At 70.0% G+C, this 12528-nt stretch carries 8 protein-coding genes; 5 read left to right on the forward strand and 3 right to left on the reverse strand.

Annotated elements, in window-relative coordinates; genetic code table 11:
• Positions 1-30: 30 nt before the first annotated feature.
• Positions 31-1926 carry an MBL fold metallo-hydrolase gene (locus tag OG521_38540; GenBank protein WUW26355.1) on the reverse strand — a complete coding sequence of 632 codons (1896 nt, stop codon included), beginning with the start codon at positions 1924-1926 and terminating at the stop codon, positions 31-33.
• A 220-nt stretch (positions 1927-2146) separates the two neighbouring features.
• Positions 2147-4957: a M4 family metallopeptidase gene (locus tag OG521_38545; GenBank protein ID WUW26356.1), complete on the reverse strand. Its 2811-nt coding sequence runs from the start codon at positions 4955-4957 to the stop codon at positions 2147-2149.
• 202 nt (positions 4958-5159) lie between these two features.
• Between OG521_38545 and OG521_38550 the strand changes: the two genes are divergently transcribed.
• On the forward strand, positions 5160-6176 hold the full coding sequence (locus OG521_38550; GenBank protein WUW26357.1) for a LuxR family transcriptional regulator: 1017 nt from the start codon (positions 5160-5162) through the stop codon (positions 6174-6176).
• Between the two features lie 112 nt (positions 6177-6288).
• Positions 6289-7185: an aminoglycoside phosphotransferase family protein gene (locus OG521_38555; protein ID WUW26358.1), complete on the forward strand. Its 897-nt coding sequence runs from the start codon at positions 6289-6291 to the stop codon at positions 7183-7185.
• A 51-nt stretch (positions 7186-7236) separates the two neighbouring features.
• On the opposite strand, the gene OG521_38560 is transcribed toward OG521_38555, so the two are convergent.
• Positions 7237-8283 carry an aldo/keto reductase gene (locus tag OG521_38560; protein WUW26359.1) on the reverse strand — a complete coding sequence of 349 codons (1047 nt, stop codon included), beginning with the start codon at positions 8281-8283 and terminating at the stop codon, positions 7237-7239.
• Positions 8284-8425: 142 nt separating this feature from the next.
• Between OG521_38560 and OG521_38565 the strand changes: the two genes are divergently transcribed.
• From OG521_38565 to OG521_38575, 3 genes are all read left to right on the forward strand, one after another.
• Positions 8426-9046: a TetR/AcrR family transcriptional regulator gene (locus tag OG521_38565; GenBank protein WUW26935.1), complete on the forward strand. Its 621-nt coding sequence runs from the start codon at positions 8426-8428 to the stop codon at positions 9044-9046.
• Positions 9047-9283: 237 nt separating this feature from the next.
• Positions 9284-10888: a serine/threonine protein kinase gene (locus tag OG521_38570; protein WUW26360.1), complete on the forward strand. Its 1605-nt coding sequence runs from the start codon at positions 9284-9286 to the stop codon at positions 10886-10888.
• A 532-nt stretch (positions 10889-11420) separates the two neighbouring features.
• A complete protein-coding gene (locus OG521_38575; protein ID WUW26936.1) occupies positions 11421-12470 on the forward strand; it encodes a spore photoproduct lyase family protein in 1050 nt (349 codons plus the stop codon).
• Positions 12471-12528 lie beyond the last annotated feature (58 nt).

Consider the following 12528-nt stretch of genomic DNA (forward strand, 5'->3'; position numbering starts at 1 on the left):
TGCCGGTCCGCGCCGCCGTGGCCGGTCGGGTCAGGGAGTGACGATGGTGAAGTCCGGGTCCGGCGGGCTGAGGTGGCCGAGGAGTTCGGTGATCTTCGCCGCGTCACCGGTGATGGTGGCGCGTCCCGGAAGTTCCGACGGGGGGAGGCTGCCCAGCAGGACGGCACGCAGCGCGGCCTCGTCCAGAGCAACCTCGACGTCGGGGGAGGAGACGGCCGGTCCGGTCCCGGCGATGTGGGTGAGCACGCCGTTGCGCAGCCGCAGGGTGACGGGCTCCCCGCCCGTTACGTTCCAGCGCACGGTGATGTCCGCGTCCCAGCTGCGAGGACCGTCGACCCGGATGGACAGGGCGTCGAAGAGCTGGTCCAGCGAGAGGACGCGGAGGAAGTCCGCAGACGCTGTGGTGGTCGGCGACCCGACCGGGCCCCGGCGAAGTTCCAGGGCACCCGTCAGGTAGAAGTTGCGCCAGGTCCCGTTCTCGCTGCCGTACCCCAGCTGCTCCAGCGCGTCCGCCTGCAGAGCCAGGGCCTCCGCGTGGGTCGGGTCCGCGAAGACGACATGGTTCACGACCTGCGCGACCCAGCGGAAGTCGCCTTCGGCGAACGCGTCACGCGCCCGGCGCACCACCTCGTCGGCGCCCCCCATGAAGTCCACATACCGCTTCGACGCCTCGACGGGCGGGTGCTCCCACAGATGGGCCGGGTTCCCGTCGAACCAGCCCATGTACCGCTGGTAGACGGCCTTGGTGTTGTGACTGACGGAGCCGTAGTAGCCGTGGGTGTGCCAGGCCCGCTCCAGCGCCGGAGGCATCTCCATCGCCTCGGCGATCTCCAGGGGCGTCATGCCCTGGTTGATCATCCGCAGTGTCTGGTCGTGCAGGTAGGCGTACAGGTCGCGCTGTTCGGAGAGGAACGACTGCGCCTTCTCCCGGCCCCACACGGGCCAGTGGTGGGAGGCGAAGGCGACGTCGGTGGAGTCGCCGAACAGGGTGACCGCCTCGGTCAGATACATGGCCCAGACCCGCGGGTCGCGGACCTCCGCACCCCGGAGGGTCAGCAGGTTGTGCAGGTTGTGGGTCGCGTTCTCGGCGAGGCACAGTGCCGCATGGTCGGGGAAGTGGATGTTCAGCTCGGAGGGGGCCTCGGTGCCGGGGGTGAGCTGGAAGACCATGCGGATGCCGTCGACGGTCTCCGTCTGCCCGGTGCGGGTGATATCGAGCGTCGGCGGGATCAGGCCGACCGAACCCGTCGAGGTCGTCTGCCCCAGCCCTGCACCGATCTGTCCCTGCGGGCCCTTGGGCAGGGCGGCCCCGTACATGTAGGCGGCGCGGCGTGCCATCGCCGTTCCCGCGTACACGTTCTCGCTGACCGCGTGCTCCAGAAAGCCCTCCGGTGCGATCACCGGCACCCCGGCCGCGACCTCCTCTGCGGTGACCACGCCCTTCACTCCACCGAAATGGTCGACATGACTGTGCGTGTACAGCACCGCGGTGACCGGGCGGTCGCCGCGGTGGCTGCGGTAGAGCGCCAGGGCCGCGGCGGCGGTCTCTGAGGAGATCAGCGGGTCGATCACCAGGACGCCGCGCTCTCCCTCGACCACCGTCATGTTCGACAGATCGAATCCGCGGATCTGGTAGATGCCCTCCACGACCTCGAACAGACCGTGATCGGCGACCAGGCGGCTCTGCCGCCACAGACTCGGATTGGCGGTGGGCGGGCACTCCTGCGCCAGGAACCCGTAGGCGTCGAGATTCCAGACGGACGTGCCGTCGGCCGTGCTGATCTCGCTGCTCTCCGCCGTTCCCATGAACCCGCGCCGGGCGTCGTCCATGTCCTGGGTGTCATCGAACGGGAACCGGCTCCGAACTTCCTCGTTGGCCCGGCTGATCGAGGACTGGGCAGGCTTGGACTGGGTGTTCCCGGACATGGTGCGCTCCCTCGCGGCAGACTGGGGCAGCCCGTCGGCGACCCCGTCCGCCAGCCTTGCCGCGGCGTCACTCCGCTGCCAGCGGAGCTACTCCGAACGGATCAGGCGCGAACGCGGACGCCGGAGCACCAGCCGGGGGCGCACGCTCCCGGCCGAGCACGGGAGAGGCGGCCGGGCTCCCCAAAGCCCGGCCGCCTCTCCCGTGAGTGTCAGGTCCCGATCAGCAACGACCCGCCGGGCGGTCGCGCTTCACGAGGTTCGTGTAGCCGGTGGTGCCGTCAAGCCACAGGACCCGCTGGCCCTCGTCGGCTGCGCCGAACGTCTGCTCGCCGCGGTTGCAGGAGACGCGCTGCGCGCCGCCCTTGCCGTCGGGGGCGATCTGGTACAGCTTCATCATCGTGTCGTTGGCCCACGAGGTGGCCGGGGGGACGGTCGAGATGCTGACCGCGTCGTCGGAGGCCGTCAGCGAGTAGGCGTACAGGGAGCCTTCGCCCGCCTCCGGGGTGACGGTGACCGGGTTCGAGCCGTCGAGGTCCGCGCGGCGCACCGCGGCCTTGCCGGTGTCGGTGGCGTCGTCGTCCTCGATCCAGAAGACACCGTCGTCGGTGATCGCGGTCTGGCCGATGCCCATGGTGTCGTCGGAGGCGGGCATCGTCGTCTTGGTGTGGGTCGCCGTGTCGAAGACCTCGACGCCGACCTTCATGTTGCCGTTCGCGTCGGGGGCCACCTTGGCGTAGGCGATCTTGCCGTCCTTGATGGAGGCCAGGCCCGAGATGTTGTAGGGACGGCCGCCGTCGACCAGGCCGTACTCGCCGGTCTTCATGTTGACGTACCGGACGTTCGTGACACCGTACTGCGGGTTGAGGGCGGTGTACGCGACCCAGTCGCCGTCCACGACGAGGCCGGTGACGTCGCTTCCGATGCCGTCGATCCTCTTGGCGAGGCCGCCGCCGACCGGGCGGGCCATGATGAAGATGCCCTGGCTGCTGTAGTCGGCCCACACCACCGTCTTGCCGTCGGTGTTGGCGTAGACGTTGTAGTCGCCGTTGTTGGCGCTCACCAGCTGCGGCTGGCCCTTGCCGGAGGTGTTGCCCAGCCACACCGAGTACGGCTCGCTGCCGTCCTCGTTGGAGCGGGAGACGGCGTACTTGCCGCCGGCCGCGCCCACGCCGGTGCTGGCGACGTTGACCTTGGAGATGAGCGTGTCGGTGTCGACGCCGAGGGCCTTCTCCCAGCCGGGGACGATGCCGTGCGCGTCGAAGGACCGCTTGACGGTCGCCAGCTGGGCCTTGGTGGCGCCCAGCTCCTTCGCGGCGGCGATGACCGCGGCGCGGCCCTCGGTGAAGCCGTCGAGGGGGGTCATGTACGCGGACAGGGCACGGTAGACGTACTGGTCGGCGAGCTCGGCGCCGAGGTCCTGGCGCATGTCCCACAGCGCGCCGGAGAAGATCGTCGAGTTGAGGTGGACGCCGCCGTTGTCACCGCTGTAGGTGACGCCGATGAAGTTCTTCGACGTGGTGGCGCCGTCGTTCAGGTCGCGCAGGGCGCACTCGCGGGGGCCCGCGGTGGTGCACAGGTCCTCGCCGAGGAGACCGGCGTCCGGGTCGTCCATCGACTGGCCGTTGGCCTCCAGGTCGATGGCGTTGCCGAAGTAGTCGGCGATCGCCTCGTTCATGGCGCCGGACTGGCCCGCGTAGACCAGGTTCGCGGTGTGCTCGACGACGCCGTGGGTCATCTCGTGGCCGACGACGTCGGTATCGGCGGAGAAGGTGCGGTAGTCGCCGCCACCCTGGCCATACACCATCTTCTGGCCGTCCCAGAAAGCGTTGTTGTACGGCTGGCCCCGCTGGACGACGCCGACCAGGGAGTAGATGTAGCCGTCCTGGCCGTCGAGGCCCTTCCGGCCGAAGTGGTTCTTGTAGTAGTCGTAGACCTTGCCGGCCGCCCAGTGGGCGTCCACGGCGCCGGAGTTGGTGTACTCCTCACCGAGTTCCGGGGTGGCCGGCTGGAAGTACTTGATGCCGGTGGGCCAGACACCGGAGGCGCTGGACGCCTCACGGCCTCGGGCGTCGTACGTGGCGAGCATGGGGCCCGCGTACGGGGAGTCGTCCGCGGCCCGCTTGCTGTAGTCGATCATCTGCAGGAGACCCTTGGTGTCCTTGTACAGATTGATGTCGACCTTCTGGCCGTTGTAGCGGACGCCGCTGCCCTTGACGACGAGCTGGTCGGCGGCCGCGGTGGAGGCGTCGGCGGGGGCCGCGACGCCTTCCGTCGCGCCGGTGGCCGTGCCCGTGGCGCCGAAGGTCTTGATGCCGCTGTACTGCATGACCGGGAAGCCGGACTGCGCGTCGATGTACACCTCCTGCTGCACCGGCGAGCCGTCGGCCGGGTTGGTGCCCGTGACGGTGATGTGCCGGGTGAGCACGCCGGTGCCCTGCGGGAGGATCGTGACGTCGCCGGCCGTGCCGGTGAACTCCGCCGCGGCCTGCTTCTCGCCCTTGGCCGGGGCGCGCAGGAGGCCGCCGCCGAACCGGGTGGTGACGGCGCCGACGGCGCGCTCGATCGCGGTCTTCTCGGAGACCTTCGGGGTGACCGAGTCGAGCTTCAGCTGGGTGAAGTAGTTGCCCGAGGTGCCGGTGACGGCGCGCTTGCCGTCCTTCTTGGTCATCCGGACCAGGTACTGGCCGCCGAGAACCTCGACGCCCTTGTACTTCTGCTGGAGGCGGACCGTCTCCTTGCCGCCCTTCTCGGTGGTGGTCCCGACGGAGGTCAGGTCCGTGGCCGAGGTGTCGGCGATGTGGTACCGGCTCTTCTTCGCCTTCAGGTGGCCGCGCGCGGCGTCGGCGGCGCTGCCGGTGGCGGTCACCGACTCGTGCAGATCGGTGACGAGCGACGGAGTCTCGGTCTCGGCTCCCGGCGTCACCTCGGACGAGACGGACGCGGTCGCGGTGTCCGCGTGGGCGGCCGGTATCGCTGTCACCAACAGGCCTGCGGCGGCCAGCACTGCGGCTATGCCCTGACCGACGACCATGCTGCCGGCCCCCTGTCCTGCTCTGGCTGATCTCTTGCGTGCTGAACTCCGCACGGTGCTCCTCCGGTGCCATTTCTGCATGAACGGATATCGGATACGGACATGCAAGTACCGGAACAGGGGTGTGAACAATGCGTTCCGGGTGTGCACTTGTGGACGTCCACACTTGTGTGGCCTGCATTGACAGGCGAGAATCCGGCCAGTGGGGCTGACTGGGTGGGACACGCAATGGCAGGCGCTCGGGCTCGGGGCGGACGAACTCCGGGTGTACGAAGCGCTGCTCGACATACCCGAACCACACCCCTCCCGTACCGCCCTCGCTCAGTCGCTGGGGCTGACCGCACGCCGGGTCACGAACGCGCTCGATCAGCTGGCCGAACACGGCTTCACCCACCCGGCCAGAGGGGCGGCGGGGTTGCCCGCCGCCGTGGCTCCCGCAACCGCGCTGCGGAACCTGATTCACCTGAGGCAGGCTGAAGTCCTGCACAGGTCAGCCGAGTTGGAGGAGCTGACCGGCTCCGTCGACCGGATCGCCGCCCAGCTGCTGAGTTCCGTGAACACTCCCCGCGCCACCGGCATCGAGACGGTCCGCGGCGGCGCCGCGATCGCCGCCCGGGTTGCCTCGCTGCTGGTGTCGGCGAGCGAGGAGGTGGCACTCCTGGACCGGCCGCCCTACGCGGCCAGCCGGCCGGACGGGATGCCCGCTCCCCTCGACGTCGCCGAGCCGGTCCGGCGCGGGGTACGGGTGCGCGTCGCGGTGGACCGAGAGGGGCTCAGCTTCCAGGGACGCGCCCGGGGTCTGGGCGATCTGGCCGTGCAGGGCGTACAGATACGGGTGGGCACGGATCTGCCGACGAAGTTGATCACCGTCGACCGCCGGGTGACCCTGCTGCCGCCGACGGACGCGGCGGACCCGACGGCCTCGGCCCTGGTCGTGAGCGACTCGCTGCTGAGCAACGCTCTGGTGCCGCTGTTCGAGTCCGTCTGGGAGCGGGCGCTCCCGATCGGGTCCGTCACTCACAACCAGATCACGGACGAGGACCGGGAGCTGCTGACCATGCTCGCCTCCGGCTTCAAGGACGAGGCGATGGCCAGGCGCCTGGACATGCACGTTCATACGGTCCGCCGCCGTATCACCCGGCTGATGCACGACCTCAACGCGCAGACCCGCTTCCAGGCCGGGGTGCAGGCCGCGCTCCGGGGCTGGCTGACGGTGTGAGGCACCGGCCGCCGGTTCAGGGCCACACCGAAGGTGTGCCCGCCCGGCCGCCCGACGGTGAGCGGACACCTGGGCACCGCCTCGCCTGCCCCCCTCGGTACTGTGGCTTCGTATGACCGACACCGAGATCGAGATCACCGCAGACCTGGTACGTGACTTGCTGCGGGAGCAGCATCCGGACCTCGCGGGCCTGGCCATCCGCGAGGTGGCGGGTGGCTGGGGCAACCAGATGTGGCGGCTGGGGGACGAGCTGGCCGTGCGCATGCAGCGCATGGACCCCACCCCGGAGCTCCAGTTCAACGAGCGGAAGTGGCTGCCCGTGCTGGCTCCTCGCCTGCCGCTCCCGGTGCCGACACCGGTGCGTTGGGGCGAGCCGTCCGAGCGCTTCCCCAAGCACTGGACCGTGATGACGTGGGTCAGCGGCGAGCCGCTGGACCACGGCTCGATCAGCCGCGGCGCCCACGCCGCCGACACGCTGGCGGGCTTCCTTCGGGCGCTTCATGTGGAGGCGCCCGCCGATGCGCCGACCAATGCGGGCCGCGGTGCCCATCCGAGGGACTGCACGGACAGCTTCGAGCACTTCTACCGGGCCGTTGCCCCCGAGGAGCTCGCGGCCGACATCCAGGCCGTCTGGGACGACGCCGCCGTGGCCGACGCGTGGGACGGCCCGCCGGTGTGGGTGCACGGCGATCTCCATCCCGCGAACGTCGTCGTCTCGGACGGAACGCTCTCGGGCATCATCGACTTCGGCGACATGTTCGCCGGCGATCCGGCGTGGGACCTCGCCGCCGCATGGGTGCTGTTGCCCGCGGGCAGTGCCGCACGTTTCTTCGACACGTATGCGCGGGCGGACGAGGCGGCGATCCGGCGCGCCCGCGGGCTGGCCGCGCTGAAGAGCCTCTTCCTGATGCTCATGGGGCAGAACGGAGACCGGGGCCTTCCCGGCGGCAAGCCGAACTGGGGGCCGGCGGGCCGGGAGGCACTCGATCGTGTTCTGAAGGGCGTCTGAGGCGGACCGAGTGCGGTCCCACGGCACTTCCTCGTCGCCGCCGGGCCGCCGTCAGCGGTGATGGGCGGGCCGGCGGCGCTGCTCGGGGTCGGTCAGGGCCGGCCGCCGGTAGTCGATGTCCGCGGGGTTGAGTGTGACGCCTGGGGCGACGATCTCGTCCAGGCGGTCCAGGACCTCGTCGTCGAGCCGGACCTCGGCGGCGGCGAGCTGGTCGGTGAGCTGCTCGACCGTGCGGGCGCCGAGGATCACCGAGGTGACGCCCGGATGGGTCGTCGCGAAGGCAAGCGCCAGGTGCGTCAGGGAGATTCCCGCCTCGTCCGCCAAGGCCGAGAGCTGCTCGACGGCGTCGAGCTTGCGCTGGTTGCCCGGCAGGTCGAGGCTGAACTTGTGGGCGACAGCCTGCCGGAACCAGTTCATCTCGATCGGCTTGTCGCGGCGGAACCGCCCGGTCAGCCAGCCGCTGTTGAGCGGACTCCAGGTCAGTACGCCGAGCCCGTACTTCTGGGCGGTGGGCAGCACGTCCGCCTCGATCCCGCGTACGAAGACGGAGTACGGGGGCTGCTCGGTGTGGAAGGGGATGTGGCCCCTGCGGTCGGCGGTCCACCGGGCCTCGACGAGTTGTTCGGCGGGGAAGTCCGATGTCCCGATGGCCATGATCTTGCCCGCGCGCACCAGGTCGGACAGGACCGAGAGCGTCTCGTCGATGTCCGTACCCGGGTCCGGGCGGTGCACCTGGTAGAGGTCGATGCGGTCCGTACCCAAGCGGCGCAGGCTGTCATCGAGAGCTTTGGTGAGCCAACGGCGGGAGTTTCCCTGCCGGTTGGGATCCGTGTCCTTGAAGCGGACCGAGAAGTGACCCTTCGTCGCGAGCACGACCTCGTCGCGACGGTCGCGGACGGCCTTGCCCACGATCTCCTCGGCCTCGCCGCCCGAGTACTGGTCGGCGGTGTCGATGAGGTTGATCCCGGCGTCCAGGGCCGTGTGGATCAACCGGGCCGCATCGTCGTGGTCCGCGTTCCCCCACGCCCCCAGCCGCAGGGTGCCCAGCGCGAACTTGCTGACCGATATGCCGGTGCGGCCGAGCTTCCTGTGCTGCATCACTTACTGCTCCTTGCTGTCGCATCTCCCGCAGGACGGGACGGAGTTGCTACCTCTCCGACGCCAAGAACCTAGAACATGCGTCACGAATGTTGCAAGTAACCTCTCTGGAGGAGTTCCGATGTAGCATGTCGGTGTGACGGTGCGGAAGAAGCAGCAAACGGAACAGCAGGCGAAACGGCCCCTGCGGGCCGACACCGAACGGACCGTGCGGACGATCCTGGAGGCGGCCGAGCGCGTCCTGGCCACCAACCCGGCGGCGACCATGGAACAGTTCGCCCGGGCCGCCGGTGTCGCCCGGACCACGGTCCACCGCCGGTTCGCCACGCGTGAGGCACTCCTGGACGACCTCACCGGCTGGGCCGCCCGGCAGTTCGCGGCCGCCGTCGACAGTGCCCGGCCGGACGCCGCACCGCCGCTGGTCGCCCTCTACCAGGTCACGGCCAACGTCCTCCGCGTGAAGACCGACTGGTCGTTCGCCATGAACCGCGCGGCCGAGGACACCCACCCCGAGGCGGCCCGCATCCACGCCGAGGTCCGAGCCACCTGCGTAGACCTCTTCCGTCGCGCCCAGGAAGCGGGCGTGCTGCGCCCCGACATCGAACTCGACTGGACCCGGCGCGTCTACTACGCCCTCATCCACGAGGCCGCCAAGGAGGGAGCGGGAGGCGGTGACACGGACGCGCTCGCTACCCGGGTCGTGGACACGCTGTTGCGGGGCGCCGGGACTCCCGCCGGACTCGCCGGGCAGACCGGAATCTGAGAGCCGGGTACAGGCGTCCTCCCCGTGACCGACGGCGCGCAGAGGGGCGGGATGTGGAAGCGCTCGCTCGGCCCATCCGGACGGAGAGGCTTCCACAGGTCGGAAGGCGAGGCGCCAGGATCAGGACCATGGTTCGCCAACTATGCTTCGGCATAACGCGTTTGGGCGTCGGCGGTAAGTCGCTCGCTTCCTCGCTCGACGGTGCGGTTCTCGGCATTCCGTACGGAGGGGGAGGGCATGCGGGGCGCATTGCTCGCGGGGCGCTACCGGCTGGGCGATCCCATCGGTTCCGGAGGCATGGGGACCGTGTGGCGGGCCACGGACACCTACCGCCAGCGTGGCGTCGCGGTGAAGACGGTGACCGGCCTGGCCGAGGGCATGACCTCGGAGACCACCGGCAGGTTCCGCCGAGAGGTCCAGGTCGCCTCCCGGCTGCACCACCCGCACATCGTGGAGATGCACGACGCCGGCGAGGCGGTCGTGGACGGGCGCCCGGTGCTGTACCTGGTCATGGAGGAGATCCCCGGTGAGCCGCTGAGCCGGGTGCTCGCCGTGCGAAGCCCCTCGCTGGCCGAGATCGCCCGATGGGGCGCTGAGATCTGCGACGCGCTCGCCGCCATGCACGGCGAGGGAGTCGTGCACCGGGACCTGAAGCCGGCGAACGTGATGATCGGCCCCGACGGGCATGTGACCGTGCTGGACTTCGGCATCGCGCGGCTCGACGCCACCGGCATCGACCTGACGACACTCACCCGCACCGGCCATGTCCTGGGCACCGTCGCCTTCATGTCCCCTGAGCAGGCGGGCGGCGGGGGAGAGGTCGGCGCACCCAGCGACCTCTACTCCCTGGGCTGTCTCCTGTACGCCGCACTTGTGGGCAGGCCGCCGTTCTCCGAAGGGCCCTGGCAGCGCATTCTGTTGCGACATCTCGACGAGGTCCCCGCCGCCCCCGGCCTGCGGCGCAGTGGGCTTCCGCCGGAGTGGGACACCCTGCTGCTGGAGCTCCTCGCCAAGCAGCCGGAGGACCGTCCCCCGACTGCGCGGGCGGTACGGGAGCGGCTTGCGGCCCTGCCCCTCCCGCGGGCCGCGCCCGCCGAGGACCTGCCGCGCGACTCCGTCCCGCCCGAGGCCGCATCCGCGACGGCTCAGGGTTCCGGCGCGACCCTTGTCGATCCCGACGCGGTGGCGACCGCCGCGGTGACACGGGACGAGTCCGGTCCGCCGGAACCTGCGCCGGGCGCGGCGGCCAAGACGTCCGATCTGAGGGCCGCGCACACGGTGACGCACAAGGAGGTGCCGGTGCCCGCGGTCCACCCACCCACCGGAATCCGGTCCGGCGCCCCGGAGCGGACCCCCTCGGGCCCGGGGGATGTGATCTCCCGCAGCCTGACCTGGGGACAGCTCCTGGGGTTCGTCGCCGGCGTCCTGGTACTTCTGGTCGGGCTGGTGGCGGTCATCCTGATCATGACGGGACGCGGGGCGGGACAGTCCGCGGGCACTTCCGGCCTGATCGTCATGGGCGGCTTCGCCGCCTTCGTCCTGTTCGGCGTCCTGTACGCCGCGCACGGCATGTACGTCGAGGTCTGGCGACCGCGCCGGATCGACCGCCACCTCGGCAGGTGGTCGTGGACGAACGAGCGGGCCGAAGCGTTAACCGCCGTCCGCTGGGCCATGCGGAAGGGCCGCCGGATCGAGGTCGTCTTCGAACCGGAGGGCGGTGGGTGCGTGACGTACGTCATCGTCCCGAGCCACTTCGTCGAGGCCGGTCTCGTGGGCCGCACGGAGTCGGGCGAGGAGGTCCTGTTCCCCGATGGTCGACTACTGACGGTCGTGGCCATATAGGACGACGGGGGCTGAAGGGCGGGGTTCGACTGCGTTCCGGCGCTATCCGGGATGCGGACACCGCACACCACCGGTCTGCGGAACTCCTCTCTCCCGCTCTTCTCAAGCGTGCTGCAGAAGGCTGGTGTCGGGCAGGCGAGCCCGGGGTGCGGTGCCGTATGGACGCCTCGTGCTGTTTCAATGCCCCTGGATCACTGGCGAGGAGGGGTTTTGTCGGATCTGGCCAAGAGCGACCCCCGGATAGGGATCAACTGGAGCGGACAGTGCTTCGTTGGAGTGTTCCGGCCCCGGAACGCCACCCCCCTGACGGACACCTCCCTCAGCACGACGGACATCACGCCGCCCCACCCTCGCCCGCATGTGAGCCCCGGCCTCAGGTCCCCAGGGGTGCAGGAAGGACAAGTACGTGGATGACACCACCCCGAGTGAGCCCGAGCAGCAGGCGCTGTTCGGGTGGGCGGACACGGACACGGACACGGACGCGGAGACGGGCACGTCGCCCAAGTTCCGGGACTCCCCGGAGGCGCGCCGGATGCTCGACGTACGCGAGGTCTACGCCGAGCCGGCGGCCCTGGACTCACCGCGAGGGCGGCAGATCATGTCCCGGGTCCCGGGTGCGCGCGTGACGGAGGTCGCGAGTCACTGGCGTATCCCCTCCCTGCACGGCAACGACGGGAACATCTCCCGATGGGTCCGCATCAAGTCGGAAACGCTCGTCCTCGGGGTGAAGCAGTCGCTCGGGACGCGCCCCAACGGCAGGTCGGCCGACTGGATCGCCCCCGGCGCCTCCAACGGGTGCGCGATGGCATGCGCCTACTGTTACGTCCCCCGGCGCAAGGGCTATGCCAACCCCATCACGCTGTTCACCAACATCGAGGCGATCGTGGCCCACATCCGCCGCCACGTACGGGCCCAGGGGCCGAAGACGGAGCCCAACCAGTGCGACCCCGCGGCCTGGGTCTACGACATCGGAGAGAACGGCGACTGCTCCGTCGACGCGTTGGTCAGTGACAACACGGCCGATCTCATCGCCGCGTTCCGTGGCCTGCCCACGGCTAAGGCTTCCTTCGCCACGAAGTTCGTCAATCCCGACCTGCTGGCACTCGATCCCCAGGGCCGCACCAGGGTGCGCTTCTCCCTCATGCCGCCCGAGGACGCCAGGCTGCTGGACATCCGTACCAGCCCGGTCGCCGAGCGGATCGATGCGGCTGCCGACTTCCTCGATGCCGGCTACGAGGTCCATTTCAACCTCTCGCCCGTCGTCCTGCGACCGGGATGGCAGCGGGACTGGGCCGCCCTGCTCACTCACCTGGACGACGTCGTGCCCGCACGCGTGAAGCGGCAGGCGGCTGCCGAGATCATCATGCTGACCCACAACGAGGCACTGCACGAGGTCAACCTGGGCTGGCACCCTCGCGCCGAGGAGGTGCTGTGGCAGCCCGCCGCCCAGGAGACCAAGCGCTCGCAGAACGGAGCACTCAATGTCCGGTACTCCCTGGAGATCAAGCGGCAGTCACTGACGCGGATTCAGCAGCTGCTGTCCACGCACACACCGTGGCTGCGCGTCAGGTACGCCTTCTGAGGACGCCTCTCGCCCAGCAGGCCCCGCAGGGCTGGTGTCCTCGTTCGGACCGCGGGCG

Source organism: Streptomyces sp. NBC_01463 (assembly GCA_036227345.1).
Classification (GTDB): Bacteria; Actinomycetota; Actinomycetes; order Streptomycetales; family Streptomycetaceae; genus Streptomyces.

Coding starts and splice junctions, on each gene's coding strand:
- OG521_38555 (WUW26358.1), top strand. CDS start 6,289: ATGACCGACACCGAGATCGAGATCACCGCAGACCTGGTACGTGACTTG.
- OG521_38570 (WUW26360.1), top strand. CDS start 9,284: ATGCGGGGCGCATTGCTCGCGGGGCGCTACCGGCTGGGCGATCCCATC.
- OG521_38560 (WUW26359.1), bottom strand. CDS start 8,283: ATGCAGCACAGGAAGCTCGGCCGCACCGGCATATCGGTCAGCAAGTTC.
- OG521_38545 (WUW26356.1), bottom strand. CDS start 4,957: ATGGTCGTCGGTCAGGGCATAGCCGCAGTGCTGGCCGCCGCAGGCCTG.
- OG521_38540 (WUW26355.1), bottom strand. CDS start 1,926: ATGTCCGGGAACACCCAGTCCAAGCCTGCCCAGTCCTCGATCAGCCGG.
- OG521_38575 (WUW26936.1), top strand. CDS start 11,421: ATGCTCGACGTACGCGAGGTCTACGCCGAGCCGGCGGCCCTGGACTCA.